At 70.6% G+C, this 19,164-nt stretch carries 19 protein-coding genes and 2 pseudogenes; 13 read left to right on the top strand and 8 right to left on the bottom strand.

Annotation, left to right across the window (positions count from 1 at the left end; translation table 11 throughout):
- The first annotated feature begins 182 nt into the window (after positions 1-182).
- Positions 183-1,532, top strand: a complete 1,350-nt coding sequence (locus tag AB0412_RS18935; RefSeq protein ID WP_366403698.1) for an erythromycin esterase family protein — start codon at positions 183-185, stop codon at positions 1,530-1,532.
- A gap of 54 nt (positions 1,533-1,586) precedes the next feature.
- Here AB0412_RS18935 and AB0412_RS18930 read toward each other — a convergent pair.
- The 3 genes and pseudogenes from AB0412_RS18930 to AB0412_RS18920 form a co-directional block, all read right to left on the bottom strand.
- Positions 1,587-1,721, bottom strand: a pseudogene (locus AB0412_RS18930) (phosphotyrosine protein phosphatase); the annotation flags it as partial.
- Positions 1,722-1,772: 51 nt separating this feature from the next.
- On the bottom strand, positions 1,773-2,288 hold the full coding sequence (locus tag AB0412_RS18925) for an N-acetyltransferase family protein (RefSeq protein ID WP_366403697.1): 516 nt from the start codon (positions 2,286-2,288) through the stop codon (positions 1,773-1,775).
- A 31-nt stretch (positions 2,289-2,319) separates the two neighbouring features.
- Entirely contained in the window at positions 2,320-2,985 is a 666-nt protein-coding gene (locus AB0412_RS18920) for a hypothetical protein (protein ID WP_366403696.1), read from the bottom strand.
- Between the two features lie 391 nt (positions 2,986-3,376).
- On the opposite strand from AB0412_RS18920, the gene hemL reads away from it, so the two are divergent.
- The 7 genes from hemL to ccsB all read left to right on the top strand — a co-directional run bounded on the left by hemL (position 3,377) and on the right by ccsB (position 11,084).
- A complete protein-coding gene (hemL, locus tag AB0412_RS18915; RefSeq protein WP_366403695.1) occupies positions 3,377-4,693 on the top strand; it encodes a glutamate-1-semialdehyde 2,1-aminomutase in 1,317 nt (438 codons plus the stop codon).
- A 38-nt stretch (positions 4,694-4,731) separates the two neighbouring features.
- Complete coding sequence (locus AB0412_RS18910) at positions 4,732-5,379, top strand: histidine phosphatase family protein (RefSeq protein WP_366403763.1); 648 nt, start codon at positions 4,732-4,734, stop codon at positions 5,377-5,379.
- A gap of 166 nt (positions 5,380-5,545) precedes the next feature.
- A complete protein-coding gene (locus AB0412_RS18905) occupies positions 5,546-6,781 on the top strand; it encodes a polysaccharide deacetylase family protein (RefSeq protein ID WP_366403762.1) in 1,236 nt (411 codons plus the stop codon).
- A gap of 66 nt (positions 6,782-6,847) precedes the next feature.
- Complete coding sequence (locus AB0412_RS18900; RefSeq protein ID WP_366403694.1) at positions 6,848-7,501, top strand: TlpA disulfide reductase family protein; 654 nt, start codon at positions 6,848-6,850, stop codon at positions 7,499-7,501.
- Between the two features lie 10 nt (positions 7,502-7,511).
- Positions 7,512-8,258: a cytochrome c biogenesis protein CcdA gene (locus AB0412_RS18895; protein WP_366403693.1), complete on the top strand. Its 747-nt coding sequence runs from the start codon at positions 7,512-7,514 to the stop codon at positions 8,256-8,258.
- A gap of 4 nt (positions 8,259-8,262) precedes the next feature.
- A complete protein-coding gene (locus AB0412_RS18890) occupies positions 8,263-9,981 on the top strand; it encodes a cytochrome c biogenesis protein ResB (protein ID WP_366403692.1) in 1,719 nt (572 codons plus the stop codon).
- On the top strand, positions 9,978-11,084 hold the full coding sequence (ccsB, locus tag AB0412_RS18885; RefSeq protein WP_366403691.1) for a c-type cytochrome biogenesis protein CcsB: 1,107 nt from the start codon (positions 9,978-9,980) through the stop codon (positions 11,082-11,084). Before AB0412_RS18890 ends, ccsB begins: the two co-directional genes overlap by 4 nt.
- A 28-nt stretch (positions 11,085-11,112) precedes the next feature.
- On the opposite strand, the gene AB0412_RS18880 is transcribed toward ccsB, so the two are convergent.
- Positions 11,113-11,571, bottom strand: a complete 459-nt coding sequence (locus AB0412_RS18880; protein ID WP_366403690.1) for a nucleoside deaminase — start codon at positions 11,569-11,571, stop codon at positions 11,113-11,115.
- 80 nt (positions 11,572-11,651) lie between these two features.
- On the opposite strand from AB0412_RS18880, the gene AB0412_RS18875 reads away from it, so the two are divergent.
- Together AB0412_RS18875 and AB0412_RS18870 are read left to right on the top strand one after the other, a co-directional pair.
- Positions 11,652-12,416, top strand: a complete 765-nt coding sequence (locus AB0412_RS18875; RefSeq protein ID WP_366403689.1) for a CDP-alcohol phosphatidyltransferase family protein — start codon at positions 11,652-11,654, stop codon at positions 12,414-12,416.
- A 182-nt stretch (positions 12,417-12,598) separates the two neighbouring features.
- Positions 12,599-14,137: a carboxylesterase/lipase family protein gene (locus AB0412_RS18870; RefSeq protein WP_366403688.1), complete on the top strand. Its 1,539-nt coding sequence runs from the start codon at positions 12,599-12,601 to the stop codon at positions 14,135-14,137.
- On the opposite strand, the gene AB0412_RS18865 is transcribed toward AB0412_RS18870, so the two are convergent.
- On the bottom strand, positions 14,070-14,744 hold the full coding sequence (locus AB0412_RS18865; RefSeq protein ID WP_366403687.1) for a hypothetical protein: 675 nt from the start codon (positions 14,742-14,744) through the stop codon (positions 14,070-14,072). The genes AB0412_RS18870 and AB0412_RS18865 overlap by 68 nt on opposite strands.
- 116 nt (positions 14,745-14,860) lie before the next feature.
- Between AB0412_RS18865 and AB0412_RS18860 the strand changes: the two genes are divergently transcribed.
- Positions 14,861-15,820 (top strand): helix-turn-helix transcriptional regulator, encoded by a 960-nt coding sequence (locus tag AB0412_RS18860; RefSeq protein WP_366403686.1) that lies wholly within the window; start codon positions 14,861-14,863, stop codon positions 15,818-15,820.
- Entirely contained in the window at positions 15,768-15,902 is a 135-nt protein-coding gene (locus AB0412_RS18855; protein WP_366403685.1) for a DUF397 domain-containing protein, read from the top strand. Before AB0412_RS18860 ends, AB0412_RS18855 begins: the two co-directional genes overlap by 53 nt.
- Here AB0412_RS18855 and AB0412_RS18850 read toward each other — a convergent pair.
- Entirely contained in the window at positions 15,862-16,620 is a 759-nt protein-coding gene (locus AB0412_RS18850; protein WP_366403684.1) for a hypothetical protein, read from the bottom strand. The two genes, AB0412_RS18855 and AB0412_RS18850, sit on opposite strands and share 41 nt — an antisense overlap.
- Before the next feature lie 85 nt (positions 16,621-16,705).
- On the bottom strand, positions 16,706-17,551 hold the full coding sequence (locus AB0412_RS18845) for a TIGR04222 domain-containing membrane protein (protein ID WP_366403683.1): 846 nt from the start codon (positions 17,549-17,551) through the stop codon (positions 16,706-16,708).
- A gap of 181 nt (positions 17,552-17,732) precedes the next feature.
- Here AB0412_RS18845 and AB0412_RS18840 point away from each other — a divergent pair.
- Positions 17,733-18,424 (top strand): annotated as a pseudogene (locus tag AB0412_RS18840) (hypothetical protein).
- A 12-nt stretch (positions 18,425-18,436) separates the two neighbouring features.
- Here AB0412_RS18840 and AB0412_RS18835 read toward each other — a convergent pair.
- On the bottom strand, positions 18,437-19,036 hold the full coding sequence (locus AB0412_RS18835; RefSeq protein ID WP_366403682.1) for a TetR/AcrR family transcriptional regulator: 600 nt from the start codon (positions 19,034-19,036) through the stop codon (positions 18,437-18,439).
- Between the last annotated feature and the right edge of the window lie 128 nt (positions 19,037-19,164).

Raw genomic sequence — 19,164 nt, 5'->3', positions numbered from 1 at the left:
GGTGCCGGGCGCGGGGCGCACGCCATCGGCGGAATCACCGGTGCACTCGCCGCAGCGGCCGGCCGGGGCCGCCTGCCTACTGCGGACGAAGTACCGGCTGGGCCGCCCCTCGTCGGATGTGGGTCCCCGGGTGCGGGGGGATGGTGGGTGGACTCGAATCGAGACGGAGGGAGGACACGCCCATGCGTCGGAGCAAGTACCGCACGGGGCGCACCCCGATGGCGTCCTTGGTCCATGTCGTCGCCGCTGTGGTCACGGCGGCGGCGGTCGCGGTGAGCGTGCCGGAGACCGCTGCCGCGGCTGAGCCGGCCGGGCGGCAGGACGATCCGGTGGCCGGATGGGCGCGGCAGCACGCGGAGCCGTTGCGGACCACCGAGCCCAGCCGGCCGCTGGACGACCTCGGGCCGCTGCGGGACGCCGTCGGGCCCGCCCGGATGGTGGGGCTGGGGGAGGCCGTGCACGGGGCGGCCGAGCTCGTCGACCTCAAGCACCGCGCACTACGGCTGCTCGTGGAGCGCATGGGATTCCGTTCCGTCGCCTGGGAGGAGGACTGGACGACCGGCGTGCGCATCGACACGTACATCCGCACCGGCCAGGGTGATCCGGACGCCTTGGCCCGGGAGATGGGCCCGCAGTGGTCCTCCTCCCGCGACGTCGCCGACGTGCTGCGCTGGCTGCGCGGCTTCAACGCCGGTCGAGCGGCGGCCGATCAGGTGCGCTTCGTGGGCGTCGAGTTCTTCATGACGCGCCGGCCCGCCTATGACGCCGTGGCCGACTACGTCGCCGGCGCCGCTCCGGAGCGTGCGGACGAGCTCGGCGAACTGCTCGAAGAACTCCGCCCCGAGACCGACGACATCTGGCAGCACATCTCCTGGTACCAAGGGGTCAAGAACAAGCGGCCGTACGTCCACCGCGCCCGGCAGGTCCACGAGCTGGTCGCGACGGTCCCGCACCCGCCGGGCGACCGCTCCCACGCGCTGGCGCTGCACAACGCCCGGCAGATCCGGTCGTTCTACGAGTTCTACGCCCTGGGCGAGGACGAGCAGAGCACCTACCGCGACGCCCGCGCCGCCGAGAACCTGCGGTGGTGGCACGACCGCACCGGGGGCAGGACCGCCTACTGGGCCGCGAGCCCCCACACCGCCGACGCTCCCGGTATCCGCCTCACCCAGCCGGACATGAGCTTCGCCAGCGCCGGTTCTTACCTGCGCGGCTGGTACGGCCGGGACTACCGGTCGATCGGATTCACCCTCGACCACGGCACCGTCGCCACCGGCGACGGCCGGACGGCCGAGCTCCCGCCGCCAGACCCGGGATGGTTCGAGCAGCCCCTCGGCCAGGTGCGCGCCGACCAGTTCGTCCTGGACCTGCACCGCCCGGCGGCGACCCCACCCGTGCGCGCCTGGCTGCACGGGCCGGTCCTCACCCGCGGTCCCGGGCCGGGCTCCGTGGCGAGCGGCGGCTCCCTGGCGCAGTGGTTCGACGCGGTCGTCCACCGGCAGTCCGTGACGCCCTCGCAGCCGCTCGCCTGACCCGCGTGGAGCCGGTTCTCGGGATCACGTCCCCGGGGTAGGGGCGGTTCTCGGGTCCGCCAGGGCCCAGTCGAGGTACTTGTCGCCGGGGAAGACCGGGCAGGCGTCGCCGCAGCCCATGGTGATCACGTAGTCGGACGCCTGGACGGCCTCGGTCGTGAGCACCTTCGGCCGGGCGCCGGCGATGTTGCTTGGTGCCTGGCGGCGGAAGTTCACGGCCGCGGCGGCCTGACCGCCGGCTCAGTCGATCACCGGGCTGCGGCGCTCGACGAGAACGACGTCGCGCCAGCGGCCGTGGTGGCGGCCGATGCGCTCCCTGGTGCCGATGACGCGGAAGCCGGCCCGCTGGTGCACGGCGAGGCTGGCGGTGTTCTCGGGGAAGATCCCGGACTGGATGGTCCAGATGCCGGCCCGCTCGGTGGAGTCGATGAGCGCCTTGAGCAGGGCGGAGGCGACACCGCGGCCGCGCGCCGCCGGGTGGACGTAGACGGAGTGCTCCACGACACCGGCGTAGGCGCAGCGGTCGGAGACCTTCGTCGCGGCGACCCAGCCGAGCACGGTCCCGTCTTCGTCCAGGGCGGCGAAGCGGTGGTCGGGCAGTTTCGCGGCGTCGAACGTCTCCCAGTCCGGGGCGGTGGTCTCGAAGGTGGCGTTGCCCTCGTCGATGCCGGCCTGGTAGATCGCCAGGATCTGCTCGGCGTGCTCGGCGGTCAGCGGCACGATCACCGAGCTGGACGAACCGGCGCCTGCGGACATGGTGCTGTCTCCCCTTGCCACGAACCCCGGCTCAGGGCCACACCAGGCAGTACGGCTGATGCCCCGCCTCATGCAGGCGGTGGCTGAAGTCCTGCCACTCGTGCAGCAGCTGGTACACGTTGAACGCGTCACGGGGGCCGCCGCGGTCGGGGACCGTGGACCAGATGAAGGCCGCCGCGCCGACCGCCTCCTCGCCGATGCCGCGCAGGGGGTCGACGACCGTCATGGGGAGTTTGACCACCGCGTAGTCGGGGTGCAGGACGACCAGTTCCAGCGGGGGCACCTTGTGCAGGGGGACGCCCTCGATGCCGGTCAGCACCATGGCCGCCATGGTCTCCGGCTTGATCTTGGTGAACATCCCGCCCATGCCGAGCTCGTCGCCGCCGAGCTCCTCGGGGCGCATCGAGATCGGGACGCGGGCCGCGGTGGCGCCGTCCGGCGCGCCGAAGTACTTGTACGTCACCCCCACCCGACCACCATTCCTGCTCCCCGGCCCCAGCCGGTCGATCCGTCCGTGTATACGTCCGTCGACCCGCTCGGGTTCGCTCGGTACACCGTGTGCCTGACGTGCCTCGTCCGTGCCTGCCGCGTTCGCCGCGTCGTCCGCGTGCTGCGCCTCGCGTCGGTGCCTTCCCCGCCGGGCACGTCGAGGACCCAGGTCATCAGTCCCCTCGCCCAGTCCGCCACCGCGATGCATATCTCCACCCGACTGCTTTTCTAGGACGCGCGACCCCCGCCGCGCAACCCGATCATCGTGTCAGTGACCTCCCCCACGGCCGCCCGCCGAAACGTGCGGTGAACCACCTCTCCGCGGGATCTTCGCGGCCGCCGGCCGCACCGGGCCGTGTGAGCTGCGTATATCAGACGCCAGTCTCGCAGATCACACGGCGGGGGTGGCGCGCGGAGGCCCCGGATCCCGCACACAGGCCCCGGACCGGCCATGGCCCGGCCCCCGGATCACCCCCGATCGCCCCTGGACCGCCTCCTCACCGCCCCTGGCCTACTCTGAACACGTCCCTCGCGCTCGGTGTCCCAGAACCCGTCCGAGATCCCGAGAAGTCGACAGAAGGTCGGAGAAGTCGCAGGTCATGAGCGAACTGCCATATCCATACGAAGCCCCCGCCTCGCAGGCGCTGTTCGATCGTGCCGCGGCCGTCACTCCCGGTGGCGTCAACTCACCGGTGCGTGCCTTCCGCGCCGTCGGCGGCACCCCCCGGTTCATGGTGTCCGGCAGCGGCCCGTATCTGACCGACGCCGACGGGCGCGAGTACGTCGACCTCGTCTGCTCCTGGGGCCCGATGATCCTGGGGCACGCGCACCCCGAGGTGATCGCCGCCGTCCAGGAGGCCGTCGCCCGCGGTACGTCCTTCGGCACGCCCGGCGAGGGCGAGGTCGCGCTAGCCGAGGAGATGGTCGCGCGGATCGAGCCGCTGGAGCAGGTGCGGCTCGTCTCCAGCGGGACCGAGGCCACCATGTCGGCCATCCGCCTCGCCCGCGGCTTCACCCAGCGCACCAAGGTGATCAAGTTCGCCGGGTGCTATCACGGGCACGTCGACTCGCTGCTCGCCTCCGCCGGGTCCGGCGTGGCCACCTTCGCGCTGCCCGACACCCCGGGCGTCACCGGCGCCCAGGCCGGCGACACCATCGTCCTGCCGTACAACGACCTCGACGCCGTGCACGCCGCCTTCGCCGCGCACCCCGGCGAGATCGCCTGCGTGATCACCGAGGCGTCGCCGGGCAACATGGGCGTCGTCCCGCCGCTGCCCGGGTTCAACCAGGGGCTCAAGGACGCGTGCGCGCAGAACGGCGCGCTGTACATCTCCGACGAGGTGATGACCGGGTTCAGGACCAGCCGCGCCGGCTGGTACGGCGTCGACGGAGTGCGGCCCGACCTGATGACCTTCGGCAAGGTGATGGGCGGCGGCTTCCCGGCCGCGGCGTTCGGCGGGCGCGCCGACGTCATGGCGCACCTCGCCCCCGCCGGGCCGGTCTACCAGGCCGGCACGCTCTCCGGTAACCCCGTCGCCACCGCCGCCGGGCTCGCCCAGCTGCGGCTGCTCGACGACGCGGCCTACGAGAAGGTCGACGCCGTCTCCGCGCAGATCCAGGCCCTCGTCGGCGAGGCGCTGACCAAGGAGGGCGTCGCGCACACGCTGCAGAACGCCTCCAACATGTTCTCCGTCTTCTTCACGGACCGGCCCGTCCGCAACTACGAGGACGCCAAGGCGCAGGAGTCCTTCCGCTTCACCGCCTTCTTCCACTCGCTCCTGGAGAACGGCGTCTATCTGCCCCCGTCGTCCTTCGAATCCTGGTTCGTGTCCACCGCGCACGACGAGCGGGCCGTCCAGCGGATCGCCGACGCCCTCCCGGCGGCGGCCCGAGCGGCAGCGGAGGCCACCGCGTGAGCACGAACGCGAGCAGCGACATCACCGTCGTCCACCTCATGCGGCACGGCGAGGTCGCCAACCCGGACGGCATCCTCTACGGGCGGCTGGCCGGCTACCACCTCTCCGAGCTGGGCCGGCGCATGGCCGACCGGGTCGCCGACCACCTCGCCGCCCGCGATGTCACCCATGTCGTCGCCTCCCCGCTGGAGCGGGCGCAGGAGACCGCCGAGCCGATCGCCAAGGCGCACGGGGTGGACATCGTCACCGACGAGCGGCTGATCGAGGCGGACAACGTCTTCCAGGGCAAGACCTTCGGCGTCGGCGACGGCGCCCTGCGCCGGCCGGGGAACTGGCGGCACCTGGTCAACCCGTTCAAGCCGTCCTGGGGCGAGCCGTACGTCGACCAGGTCGTGCGGATGATGGGCGCGCTGAACGCGGCGAAGGACGCGGCCCGCGGGCACGAGGCGGTGCTGGTCAGCCATCAGCTGCCCATCTGGATCGTGCGGTCCTACGTCGAGAAGCGGCGCCTGTGGCACGACCCGCGCAAGCGGCAGTGCACGCTCGCCTCGCTGACCACCTTCACCTACCAGGGCGACCGGATCGTCTCCGTCGGCTACAGCGAGCCGGCCCGCGACCTCGTGCCCGCGCACCTGCTGGCGGGCGCCAAGCGGGTGAAGGGGAAGGACAAGGCGTTCGGGGCGTAGTCCTCGCCCTTTCCGGGGCGTGAGGCACCCTCTCCCCGGTGTGTCCCGTTCGTTGCAAAACCTCCCCATTTGCGAGCAACCTCCCTCTTCGTCACGCCCTCTGACTGGGTGACCACCAGATGATGTGACGAACGGGGAGGCCATGCGCACTCTCACCCGCAGGGGAATGCTCGGGCTCGGCGCGGGCGCCGCGGCCGCCGTCTCACTGGCCGGCTGCGGCGGCCTCACCGGCTCGGACGGTTCGACCCACGCCGGCGGTTCCCCGGACGGCCGGCGGCCGGGGAGCACGCCCGAGCCGACGAGGACCGCCCGCCCGATCGGCGACGGCTCGACCTCCTTCACCGGCAAGCAGCCCCACCAGCCCGACGAGCCCGTCCCGCTGGAGCCGGGTCAGACCCCGCCGCAGTTCGTCGTGTTCTCCTGGGACGGCGCCGGTGAGGTCGGCAACGGGCTCTTCCCGCGCTTCCTCGACCTCGCCAAGGAGCACGGCGCCCACATGACCTTCTTCCTCTCCGGGCTGTATCTGCTGCCCGAGTCGAAGAAGCGGCTCTACGACCCGCCGAACAACCCGCGCGGCGCCTCCGACATCGGCTACCTCACCGACGACCACATCAAGGACACACTGAAGAACGTCCGCCGCGCCTGGCTCGAGGGCCACGAGATCGGCACCCACTTCAACGGCCACTTCTGCGCCGGTTCCGGCAGCGTCGGGAACTGGACGCCGGCGCAGTGGCGCAGTGAGATCGACCAGGCGAAGTCGTTCGTGCGGCAGTGGCGGACCCACACCGGCTGGAGCGATCTGCCGTCGCTGCCCTTCGACTACGACAAGGAGCTCGTCGGCGGCCGTACGCCCTGCCTGCTCGGCCAGGACAACCTGCTGCCCGTCGCCCGCGAGCTCGGCTGGCGCTACGACGCCTCCTCGCCCGGCGGCCGGCAGACCTGGCCGGTGAAGAAGCGGGGCATATGGGACCTGCCGTTGCAGCAGATACCGTTCCCCGGCCGTTCCTTCGAGGTCCTGTCGATGGACTACAACATGCTCGCCAACCAGTCCCTCAACTCGACGAAGGCGCCCGCCCACAACTACCCGGGCTGGCGCGAGCAGTCGGCCCAGGCGTACATATCCGGATTCAAACGGGCATACGAGACAAATCGCGCCCCCTTCTTCGTCGGCAACCACTTCGAGCAGTGGAACGGCGGCATCTACATGGACGCCGTGGAAGAGGCCCTCAAGCACATGGCACGGGAGAAGGAGAAGGGCGGCGACGTGAGGCTCGTCTCCTTCCGGCAGTTCGTCGACTGGCTGGACGTGCAGAAGCCGGAGGTGCTCGACCGGCTCCGCACCCTGGACGTCGGCCAGAAACCGGCCGGTGGCTGGCAGGAGTTCCTCCGGAGCGCCGCCTGATATGCGGGTTTCCGCCCGCAAGGGGGGTGCGCAAGATCCCCTGAACGGGCATGCGAAACTTTTCACATGAGTGCCGCAAGCCGCGCCCCCCAGCGCTCGAACCGCGCCACCCGCGCCACCCGCGACCGCCGTGTGACCGTCCGCCGCCGCGCCGCCCTGACCGCCGGTGCCGCCGTGGCCGCGCTGCTCGTCACCGCGTGCGGCTCGGGCGGGACGTCCGGCGGGGGCGGCAACACCAACTTCGTCACCGGCACCGACGGCATCGCCACCGCCGACAAGGGCGAGCGCGCCGCCGCACCCGAGCTGTCCGGCAAGACCGTCGACGGCGAGCAGCTCGACGTCGCCGACCACAAGGGCAAGGTCGTCGTCCTGAACGTCTGGGGCTCCTGGTGCAACCCGTGCCGCGCCGAGGCCAAGTACTTCACCAAGGTGGCCAACGCCTACGCCGACAAGGGCGTGCAGTTCGTCGGCATCAACACCCGGGACACCAACATCCGGGCCGCCCAGGCCTTCGAGGAGGACTTCGACGTCCCCTACCCGAGCCTGTACGACCCGACGGGCAAGCTGATGCTCCGCTTCGAGAAGGGCACGCTCAACCCCCAGGCGATCCCCTCCACCCTGATCCTGGACCGGGACGGGAAGATCGCGGCCCGCTCGCTGTCGCCGCTCAGCGAGGAACGGCTGCTGAAGATGCTCAAGCCGGTCGTCGCGGAGAAGTGAGAGCAGCGACGTGACGGATCCGAACACCACGGTGCTCAACGGCGCCCTGCTGGTGGCGCTGCCCATCGCGCTGCTCGCCGGGCTCATCTCCTTCTTCTCGCCCTGCGTCCTGCCCCTGGTCCCCGGCTACCTCTCCTACGTCACCGGCGTCTCCGGCACCGACCTCGCCGAGGCCCGGCGCGGACGCATGGTGGCGGGCGCCTCCCTGTTCGTGCTCGGCTTCACCGCCGTGTTCGTCTCCGGCGGCGCCTTCTTCGGCTACTTCGGCCAGACCCTTCAGGAACAGTCCGGCGTCCTCACCAAGATCCTCGGCGTCTTCATGATCCTCATGGGCGTCTTCTTCATGGGCCTGATGCCCTGGCTCACCCAGCGCGAGTTCCGCTTCCACAAGCGCCCGGCGACCGGACTGGTCGGCGCCCCCGTCCTCGGCGCCCTGTTCGGCATCGGCTGGACCCCCTGCATCGGCCCCACCCTCTCCTCCGTGCTGACCCTGTCCGCCCAGCAGGAGAGCGCCGGGCGCGGCGCCGTACTGACCGTCGCGTACTGTCTGGGGCTGGGCGTGCCCTTCGTGCTCACCGCTGTCGCCTTCCGCAAGGCGCTCGGCGCGTTCGCCTGGGTCAAGCGGCACTACGTGTGGGTCATGCGCATCGGCGGCACCATGATGATCCTGACCGGTGTGCTGCTGCTGACCGGCGCGTGGGACAGCCTCGTGGCGCAGATGCAGACCTGGTCCAACGGCTTCACTGTGGGGATCTGACCCGATGAGCGACACCACGACAGACGACACCCCGAGGACCGGTGACGACCAGGACCTGGGCGCCGCCGGCTCCCAGCTGTCCACCGCCCCCAAGGAGGAGCTGCCGAACCTGCCCTCCCTGGGCGTCATCGGCTGGGCCCGCTGGTTCTGGCGGCAGCTCACCTCCATGCGGGTCGCGCTGCTGCTGCTCCTGCTGCTCTCGCTGGGCGCGATCCCCGGCTCGCTGATCCCGCAGACCGGCATCGACGAGACGAAGGTCGCCGACTTCCGCGAGAAGCACGACATCCTCGCGCCGATCTACGACAAGCTCGGCCTGTTCAACGTCTACAGCTCGGTGTGGTTCTCCGCGATCTACATCCTGCTGTTCATCTCCCTCATCGGCTGCATCGTCCCGCGCACCTGGCAGTTCGTCGGCCAGTTGCGCGGCCGCCCGCCGGGCGCCCCCAAGCGGCTGACCCGGCTGCCCGCCTACACCACCTGGCGCACCGAGTCCGAGCCCGAGCAGGTCCGCGAGGCCGCCCTCGCCCTGCTGAACAAGCGCCGTTTCCGCGCCCATCTCGCCGGTGACGCGGTGGCCGCCGAGAAGGGCTATCTGCGCGAGGTCGGCAACCTGGCCTTCCACATCGCCCTGATCGTGATGCTGATCGCCTTCGCGTGGGGCCAGCTGTTCAAGTCCGAGGGCAACAAGCTGATCGTCGAGGGCCACGGCTTCTCCAACACGCTCCCGCAGTACGACGACTTCAAGTCGGGCAACCTCTTCTCCAACGACGACCTGGAGCCGTTCAGCTTCGACCTGAAGAACTTCAAGGGCACGTACGAGCGCACCGGCCCCAACAAGGGCACCCCACGCACCTACGAGGCCGACCTCACCTACAGCGAGGGCGCCTACGGCCCGGAGAAGAAGACCACCGTCAAGGTCAACGAGCCGCTGGAGATCGGCGACGCCAAGGTCTACCTGGTCAGCCACGGCTACGCGCCCGTCGTCACCGTCCGCGACGGCAAGGGCAAGATCGTCTTCCAGGACGCCGTGCCGCTGCTGCCGCTCGACGCCAACGTCACCTCCTCCGGCGTGGTCAAGATCCTCGACGGCTACCGCAACCCCGAGGGCAAGAAGGAACAGCTCGGCTTCCAGGCCTTCTTCGTGCCCACCTTCGGCGGCTCGGCCACCGGCACGATGCTCTCCCAGTTCCCCGCGCTGGACTATCCGGTGCTCGCGCTCAACGCCTACCACGGCGATCTGAAGGCCGACTCCGGCATTCCGCAGAGCGTGTACCAGATGGACAAGACGAAGATGAAGGAGTTCAAGGACGCCAAGGGCGAGCTGTTCAAGAAGCTGCTCACCCCCGGCGAGACCATGAAGCTCCCGAACGGCGCCGGCTCGGTCACCTTCGAGAAGGACATCAAGGAGTGGGCCGGCTTCCAGGTCGTCCAGGAACCGGGCGGCGGCTGGGCCCTCGGCGGTGCGGTCGTCGCCATCGGCGGCCTCGCCGCGTCCCTGTTCATCCAGCGCCGCAGGGTCTGGGTGCGGGCCGTGCGCGGCGCCGACGGGGTGACGGTCGTCGAGATGGCCGGCCTGGGCCGCAGCGAGTCCGCGAAGGTGCCGGAGGAACTGGGCGACCTGGCCGAGATCCTCTATGACCGGGCACCGGGCGCCCCCGACCCGGAACCCTCCGATCCCGCCAACCCTCAAGCCGTACCTGCCGAAGGGGCTGAGAAGCAGTGACTCTCGCCGCCGCAACGAACGAGAGCCTCGCCGAGATGAGCAATGTGCTCATCTACTCCGCGATGGCCGTCTACACCCTCGCGTTCTTCGCCCACATCGCCGAATGGCTCTTCGGCAGCCGCAGCAAGGTCGCCCGCACGGCCGCCGCGCTCACCCGCGCGGAGGGCGGGAAGGCGCCGGCGGTGACCGTGCGGAAGGCGGGCGGCACCGCCGTACTGGAGCGGCCGAAGGTCGTCGTGCGGGCCGCGGCGGGCGCGCGTGACGTGCCCGACGGCCCCGGGGCCCACGGCGGCGACGAGCAGGGCGACCTCTACGGCCGTATCGCCGTGTCCCTCACCGTGCTCGGCTTCCTGCTCGCCTTCGGTGGTGTGCTCACCCGGGCCCTGTCCGTGCAGCGGGCGCCCTGGGGCAACATGTACGAGTTCAACATCACCTTCTCCACGGTCGCGGTGGGTGTGTACCTCACGCTCCTCGCCCTGAGGAAGAACGTGCGCTGGCTCGGGCTGTTCCTGATCACCACGGTCCTCCTCGATCTCGGCCTCGCCGTCACTGTCTTGTACACCGCCAGCGACCAGTTGGTTCCCGCCCTCCACTCGTACTGGCTGTACATCCACGTCTCCACCGCGATCTTCTGCGGCGCGGTGTTCTACCTGGGCGCGGTCTCGACGCTGCTGTACCTGTTCCGCGACTCCCACGAGAACAAGCTGGCGAGCGGCGGACAGCCCGGCCGCTTCGCGTCCTCGGTCCTGGACCGGCTGCCCGCGGCGGCCTCCCTGGACAAGTTCTCCTACCGCGTCAACGCGGCCGTCTTCCCGCTGTGGACGTTCACGATCATCGCGGGCGCGATCTGGGCGGGCGACGCCTGGGGCCGCTACTGGGGCTGGGATCCCAAGGAGGTCTGGTCCTTCATCACCTGGGTCGCCTACGCCTGCTACCTGCACGCCCGCGCCACCGCCGGCTGGAAGGGCCGCAAGGCCGCCTACCTGGCCCTCCTCGCCTTCGGCTGCTGGCTGTTCAACTACTACGGCGTCAACATCTTCGTCTCCGGCAAGCACTCGTACGCGGATGTCGGCATGAGCGCACTGACGTCCGTGGGCTTCTGAGGCGCCCGGGGGACACGGAGCGGGCCGGTCAGTTCCCGATGTCCTCGTTCCACAGCTGTGGATGACGTTCGGTGAACTCCCGCATCAGGGCCACGCATTCCGGGTCGTCGAGCACGACGATCTCCACGCCGTGCTCGGCCAGCCAGTCGTGACCGCCGTGGAAGGTGACCGCCTCGCCGATCACCACGCGGGAGATGCCGAACTGCCGGACCAGTCCCGAGCAGTACCAGCACGGGGACAGGGTGGTGACCATCGTCGTCCCCCGGTACGAGGGCTGCCGTCCCGCCGCGCGGAAGGCGGCCGTCTCCGCGTGCGTCGAGGGATCGCCGTCCTGGACGCGGCGGTTGTGGCCGCGGCCGAGCAGGTTCCCCTCGGCGTCGTAGAGCGCGGCGCCGATGGGGATGCCGCCCTCGGCGAGACCGGTGCGGGCCTCGGCGAGGGCGGTGGCGAGCCAGGTGCGGGCGGTTGCGGGGTCGATCGAGTCCATGTGCTCAGTGTGTCCCGCGGGCTCTGTACCCTGGCCCGATCATCGCCGCGCGGGCGGCAGTTGTGGCTGGGAGGGACGTCATGGGTGCTCCGGCACTTCAGGAGCTGCGGGAGGTCTGCCAGCCGCAGGCCAAGATGGAGAGCAGGAACGGCGAACACTGGGCCGGCCGGCTCTACATGCGCAAGGTCTCGCTGCGCACCACCCGTCACCTGGTCCGCACCCCGGTCACGCCGGACCAGCTGACCTGGACCATGGTGGTGTGCGGGGTCGCCTCCGGCGCGGCCCTGATGATCCCGGGCCTGACCGGTGCCGTCCTCGCCGTGATCCTGATGCAGTTGTTCCTGCTCTTCGACTGCGTGGACGGCGAGGTGGCCCGCTGGAAGGGCCAGAACAGCGCCGCCGGGATCTACGTCGACCGCCTCGGCGCGTATCTCGCGGACGCCGCCCTGATGGCGGGCGCCGGCTACCGCGCCGCCGAGTCCGGCACCGGCGGCTGGCTGTCGATCGGCGTGGCCACCGCCCTCGGCGTCGTCCTGCTCAAGGCCTCGACCGACCTGGTGGACGTGGCCCGCGCCCGGCGCGGCCTCGCCGTCGCCGACGACGAGTCGACCCGCCCGCGCTCACAGGGTGTGGCCACGGTGCGCCGGATCGCCGCCGCCTTCAAGATCCACCGCGTGACGAACGGCATCGAGGCGTCCCTGGTCCTCCTGGTCGCGGCGGTCGCGGACGCGGCGACGGGCGGCATCGAGCCGACCCGCTGGGCCCTGGGCGCGCTCGCCGTGATCACGTGGGTGATGGTCCCCGCCCACCTGCTGTCGATCCTGTCGTCGTCGCGGCTGAGGTGAGCGCGGGCCGACGGCACTGGTGATTTACGCGATGCGGGGCACGGGTGACGGCGCCGACACTGCGGTGTCCGTGCCACCACCCGACTCCGTACCCGGAGGTGCCGATGTCCGGCCCGTTCTCCAGACGCAAGGCAAGGCTCCCGCACCGCTCGTCATCGTCCTGGACGCGCCGCTTACGGGGCGTGCTGACCGGCGTGCTCCTGCTGTCGGCGGCCGGGGTGGGCGGTGCCGTGCCCGTCGCGGCGGCCGACGACCAGGCAGGCCCGACCGTCACCACCCGGTACGGGCAGGTGCGGGGCGAGGCAGGGGAGTCCGCCCACTCCTACCTCGGCATCCCGTACGCCGCGCCCCCGGTCGGGGGCCTGCGCTGGAAGCCGCCCGCCCCGCCCGCCCGATGGACCGGCGTCCGCGACGCCACCACCCCCGGCAACCCCTGCATGCAGGCCGGCTCCGAAACACCCTGGGGTGATCTGGCCGGACCCGGCACCCCCAGCGAGGACTGCCTCTACCTCAACGTCCACACACCCGCCGAGCGCTCCCTGCGCGACCGGCCCGTGATGGTCTGGATCCACGGCGGCGGCTTCACCATCGGCTCCGGCACCTTCTACGACGGCGACGAACTGGCCGCCCGCGGCGACGTGGTCGTCGTCACCCTCAACTACCGCCTCGGCGCCTTCGGTTACCTCGCCCACCCGGGCCTGGCCGAGGAGTCGCCCGAGGGGGTCTCCGGCAATTACGGCCTGCTCGACCAGCAGGCGGCGCTGCGCTGGGTGCGGCAGAACATCGAGGCGTTCGGCGGTGACCCGGACAAGGTGACGATCTTCGGCGAGTCGGCGGGCGGCGGCAGCGTCTGCCAGCACCTCGTCTCGCCCCGCGCGCTCGGCCTGTTCGACCGTGCCGTCGCCCAGTCGGGCTGCGGCTTCCCGCTGCCCACCCAGCAGTCGCAGCAGCGCACCGGCACCTCCTGGGCCGACACCGTGGGCTGCGCCGACGTCGCCTGTCTGCGGTCCCGCCCGGCCGCCGAGCTGCTCACCGCCTCACTGAACCCCGGCGCCCGCTGGGTGCCCAACGTCGACGGCCGTGTCCTGCCGCTGCAGATCGCACATGCGCTGGAGAGCGGCCGGTTCCACAAGGTCCCCGTCCTCCAGGGCACCACCGCCGACGAGGGCCGCCTCACCGTGGCGACGACGTACGACCTGGCCGGCCGGCAACTCACCGCGGCCGGCTACCCGGTCGCCGTCCGCACCCTCTACGGCGACCGCGCCGACACCATCCTCGCCCGCTACCCGCTGACGGAGTACGGCACCCCAGCCGAGGCCCTCGGCGCGATCCTCACCGACTCCCAGTTCGCCTGCCTCCAAGACCGAACGGCACGGCTGATGGCCGGCCACACCCGCTCCTACCAGTACGAGTTCGCCGACCGCCACGCCATGGACTACCTGAACCTGCCGGTCGGCTTCCCGATCGGCGCCCCGCACGGCTCGGAGATCCGCTACGTCTTCGGCGGCGTCTCGGGCACCCCGGCCCAGAACGCCCTGGCGGCGAAGATGCTCGGCTACTGGACCAGCTTCGCCCGCACCGGCGTCCCGTACGCGGCGGACGCCCCGCGCTGGAGCCAGTACCCGAAGGTGCAGGTGCTCGCCCCCGAGGCGATCACGGTGTCGACGAGCTTCCCCGAGGACCACAAGTGCGACCTGTGGAACCAGGCGGCAGGCTCCTGACCTGCTCCAGCACCGCATAGTCCGCGAAGCAGCGCCGGTAGCGCAGATGCCGGGTCTCCTGAGCGTGCCGGCGCTGCCACTCCTCCACCTCCTCCGGGCCCTGACACGGCCCGGAGGAGGCCCCGCAGTCCGCCTCGTCGCCGACGACGCACCACGCCTGGTACTCGGGCGCGGCCGACGCGTCCTGCACGATCACGAACGGCACATAGCGGAACACCCGGCGGCGGCCCGCGGTGTGCCCCCGCCGCTGATGCCGGGCCAGCAGCACGTCGGCGTCCGTCTCCGCGCTGCCGTCGCCCGCCGCCCGCGCGTCGTCGCGCCGCGCGGCCAGCGCCGCGCAGTCGGTGCAGTCCGGGACGGGCTCGGGCGGCGGACCGACGGACACGAGCGGGTACGCCGTCGACAGCCCTGTCAGGGAACGGTCGTTGGCCGCCCGCACCTGGGCGCTCAGCCGCTCCTCAAGCGTCACCGGGCGGACCAGCGACGGGTCCGCCTGCCACTCCCGGCCGCCGCCGACCGGGCGCAGCATCACGTACGGTCCCGCTCTGTCCTGGTACTCGCCGACCCGGCGCGTGTGGGGGTCGTAGAGGAGCGTTCCCGGTTCCATGCACCCTCCCGTTCGTCACTCTCGGTGTATCGAGCGTGTCTCAGGGGAATCGTCGGTATCAACGTTTGACGCGTGACACTCGACCACTGTCACGGAGGGCCGGAGGGGGGAGGGCCGTGAGCCGACGCAATGCCGAGGGGAGTACGGGGGTCACGACGGCCGCCGTGTTCGGGGAGGTCCTGAAGCATTTCCGGGAGGCGACGGGCCTCACGCAGGAGGCACTGGCCGCGCAGATCCCGTGCGACCGCTCGCACGTGGCGAGGGTGGAGGCGGGCACGCGAGTGCCGACGGACACGTTCGCGAAGTCCTGCGACGAACTGCTGGGTACGGGCGGGGTGTTGCTGCGGCTGTGGGGTCGGATCGACTGGTATCCGCAGGTGGAGCATCCGGATTGGTTCCGGCGACGGGCTGAAATGGATGCGGTGGCGGTTTCTCTGCGGGAGTATCAGGAGCGCGTTATTCCAGGCCTGTTGCAGACGGAGGACTACGCACGAGCGTTGTTTTCACGGCTCGTCAGCGGTGACGAGCTGGAGGAGCGGGTACGCGCACGACTGAGCCGACAGCAGCGCCTGTGGGCTGAGGCCGGCCCGCTCTACGTCGTTGTCCTGGACGAGAGTTGCCTGCGCAACATCGTGGCCGGTCATGCGGTGATGCGGGACCAGTGCGCGCACCTGCTCGACGTGGGGCGACGACCCAACGTCCGCATCCAAGTCGCCCCGTCCGACAGGATCGGACTCGTCAGGCCCAGCGGCTCCATGTCGCTGATCAGGCTGCCCGGCGGGCACGAGTGGGTGTACTCGGAGTCCCTTGACCGTGGCCATTTCAACGACGATCCGGCAGTCTTCAGCCGACACAGCCAGACCTATGATGTGCTCAGGGCGGACGCCTTGTCGGCCCCGGAGTCAGCCGCTCTGATCAGCGACCTGATGGAGAGGTACGAGCATCATGGACAGGCACGAACTCAGCGCGGCGAACTGGATCAAGAGCAGCCACAGCGACGCCAACGGCGGAAACTGCGTCGAGGTGGCCCCAGGATTCCCCGGCACCGTTCCCGTCCGCGACAGCAAGAACCCTGACGGACCGTTTCTGTTGGTCACCCGCTCCGCCTGGACGGCGTTCACTTCCGCCGTTCGTGGATCGTCGCGATCAGGAGCATGACGAAGACGACCAGCGACATCACCAGGACCACGACGCAGGCAAGCATCCCGATCGCCGGGGCGACGACGTCTGCCGTGGTCCTGTTCATGTACTGGTACATGAGGACGATGGCGACGGACAGGGCCGTGATGACGACCGGCAGCGTCCAGAGCAACATCACCGCACCGCGGGTTGTGTGGGGGGCGGGGACGGCGTCGGGACGATGGGCGAGGAGCGCCTGGGCGATCACCGGACCGTCGGCCGTGTAGCCGTCGATGCGGACGCGGGAGCCGTCGGTGAAGCGGACCACGCAGCGGAAATGCCAGCCGAATCGCTCTACCAGGCCGACGATCGGCACCTGGGCCGGTCCCGTCTCCGCCGGCTGGGGGCCGGCGTCGAGGACAGCGACCTCCGCCCAGATCCAGCTCCTCGTCCGCGCCGCCGTGCGGTGGACCAGGCCGTTCTCGTACAGCTCGTAGCGCGCGCCGCGACCCGTGTGCCGCGCGCGGTTCAGCTGGACGACGGCGATCGGGAGACCGGCGAGCGTGGGAAGGACGACGAGGGCAAGCAGCTGCCCGACGACAAGGCCCGGGTGGGCGATCAGGAGGGCGCCGAGCAGTAGGCCCCCCACGGCGAAGCCCAGGGCGGCGCCCCCGGTGCGCAGGTACTTCCCGCGGGCGACGGGATGAGTGCTGAGCAGCTGTCCCAGCCGAACGTCGACCGGCTCGACGACGGTCATGGGGAGCCCTCCTCCGAAGCCGACTCGCCAAGCGGCGGCAGTACCGCACCGCATCACACTGCACTGCTCCGCACCGTAGCGGTGCTCACTGGCTTCCGCAGCCTCCTCCACCACCCCCGCAACCGCCGCCGCCGTACGCGCTGGTGCCGAGTCCGGAGTCGGCCCAGACGGGACGGTCCACGGCCCGCCAGGTCTCCGCGGCGGCCAGGGCCCGCAGTTCGGGCTCGTGGACGGCGGCCGGACCGGAGAGGGCGAGAGCGGTGAGGGTGTCCGCCGGGCGGGAGGACGCGGGGCGCTCGCGTTCGCCGCGCAGGAGGTCGAGCGCGGACCGGACGCGGAGCGGCACGCGCTCCTGCGTCGGCTTGACGAGGGCGGCGGGTGCGGCGGCGAGGGCGGCCAGGGCGAGGCCGGCCCACCAGAGGTGCGGCTCACCGCCGATGACCTCGTAGACGGTCGGCGCCGGCGCGACCAGGGCCACGCACCAGAGCAGCCGTCGCGCCCGGTACTGGGACCGCAGCACGCCGAGGCCGACCAACAACCCCTCGGCACACAGTCGTTCCTCGACGTCCCGAACGGCACGGCTCCCGGCGACCTCGGCGACGAGCTTCCCGACCCGCTCGTTTCCCGCGACACCGGCCGCCTTGACGATGGCTTCCTCCACGCCATCGGCCGGCACCACGTCATGCAGGACCACCCGGTCCCCGCCCTCCGTGACGGACACCCGGCCCTGCGCCTTCATCCGCGCCAGCACCACACTCACAACCCGCCGCCGCCCACCCGCCAGACAGGCAAGCTCCTCGACGGACAGGCCCTCGGGGACGGCGACGTCCGCCTTCAGCGCTGCCGCGACTTTCACGGCAACGACGATCCGATACGCGACGACCCCGGCGACCACGATCAGCGCAGCAACATGAACCCCTTCACGCACCATCCCATGCCCCCGTGTCTCCCTGTCCGTGCGAGGAAAGTTGTCCCCGCCCGAACAGATCGACAAGCCCGTCATCCACGCTCACTCTCCCGGGGGAACATCACCGGCAAACCAGATGATGGCGCACGCAACTCTCCTACGCTCACCGCAACTTCAGTAGGCATATGCACGAAACGGCAACCACATGGTCAGCCCGCCCCACGAGGCGATGCACCGCATCCTCCAGCACGACCCGGGGCTCTTCAGTCGCGTCTCTCGCTACCTCGGCGTCGACATGCCTCCACCTGTGAGTAGCGACGACGCTGCCGACCGACCTGACGGAAACCGTTCCTGTCGAACGTCGCGTCGACACGCTGCTGCGCCTGGAGACGGCGGAGCAGGGCGCGTTCCTGCTGGCCGTCGAGGCGCAGGGCAGGAAGCACCCGGACAAGCCGGCAGCCTGGGCCTACTACACGGCTCATCTCTGGACGAAGTACAAGCTCCCCACGACTCCTGGCGGCCATCACACACGCCGCCGAACCGGTCATCAATGGGATACTGAAGGCCTTGTCCACCGCGTTGCGGGACACGCAGGAAGCCATCGCGGACCCCATCATCGAATTCACCGCACAGGGCCTGGCGAAGAGCCCGGCCAAGCACCTCTGGAGGAACCTGGTGGCCGTGGACCTCTCCTTCTACAAGTCGTACATCGCCGAAGAGATCCGCGCACAGAGTCGTGGCGAAGACCTTCTGCTCGTCCTGGAGCAGCGCGGACTCGATGTCTCCGAAGATGTGCGCTCGCGCATCACGGAATGTGACGACCCCGAGGTTCTGCGCGGTTGGCTCGCCCGAGCCGTCACTGCATCAGCGGCCGAAGAGATCTTCGGGGACGAGTAACCCGCGGGCCCTCTACTCCTGGTCCGCGCTGATCGACCGCCAGATCCGGTCCGGCAGGATCCTTGCCGCCTCGTCCAGGTCGATGTCGCCCATCGTCAGCCAGCGGCGGCTCGCGCCGATGACCGGGCCGAGGATCAGGGACTCGAGCACCGGCTCGGGCAGGGGGGCCACCTCGCCGCGTTCGACATGGGTGCGCAGCCATGCGGTCAGCGGGGTCAGCCGCGCCTCCTGGGCGTCGCGGAGCATCTTCCCCTGGGTCATCGTCAGGCGGTCGGCGCGCGAGGAGTGCAGCAGCATGCCCACGGCGCGGTGTTCCTGGATGAATCCGACGTACGCCCGCACCAGCGCACGGATGCCCGTCCGGGCCGTGCGTGAGTGTTCCAGGGCCGTGAGCATCTCACCCAGCAGCCGCTCCAGCCAGCGCATCAGCAGCGCGTTCAGCAAGCCGTCGAGGCTGCCGAAGTGGTGGTACAGGCTGCCCAGACTGACCCCGCTGGCCTTGGTGACGGCGTTGACCGTCAGGCCCTGCTCGCCCTCCACGGCGTAGACGCGCAGCGCCGCGTCCAGGAGCAGTTCGACGGTGGCCTCGCCGCGTTGCTGCTTGGGGGTCATGGCGACACCGTCCTCGCACGTCATTCGTGAATCTACGCCAGTGATGCTACGCGGCCGGATCGCCGCTGAACTAGAACGTCTTTCTAGAAACCACTTCCAATCCAGCCCGTTGGTGGTCCACACTGGAC

It is taken from the genome of Streptomyces sp. NPDC052012 (genome assembly GCF_040689265.1).
In the GTDB taxonomy this organism is placed as follows: domain Bacteria; phylum Actinomycetota; class Actinomycetes; order Streptomycetales; family Streptomycetaceae; genus Streptomyces.
This window is presented reverse-complemented; position numbering and strand designations above follow the sequence as displayed.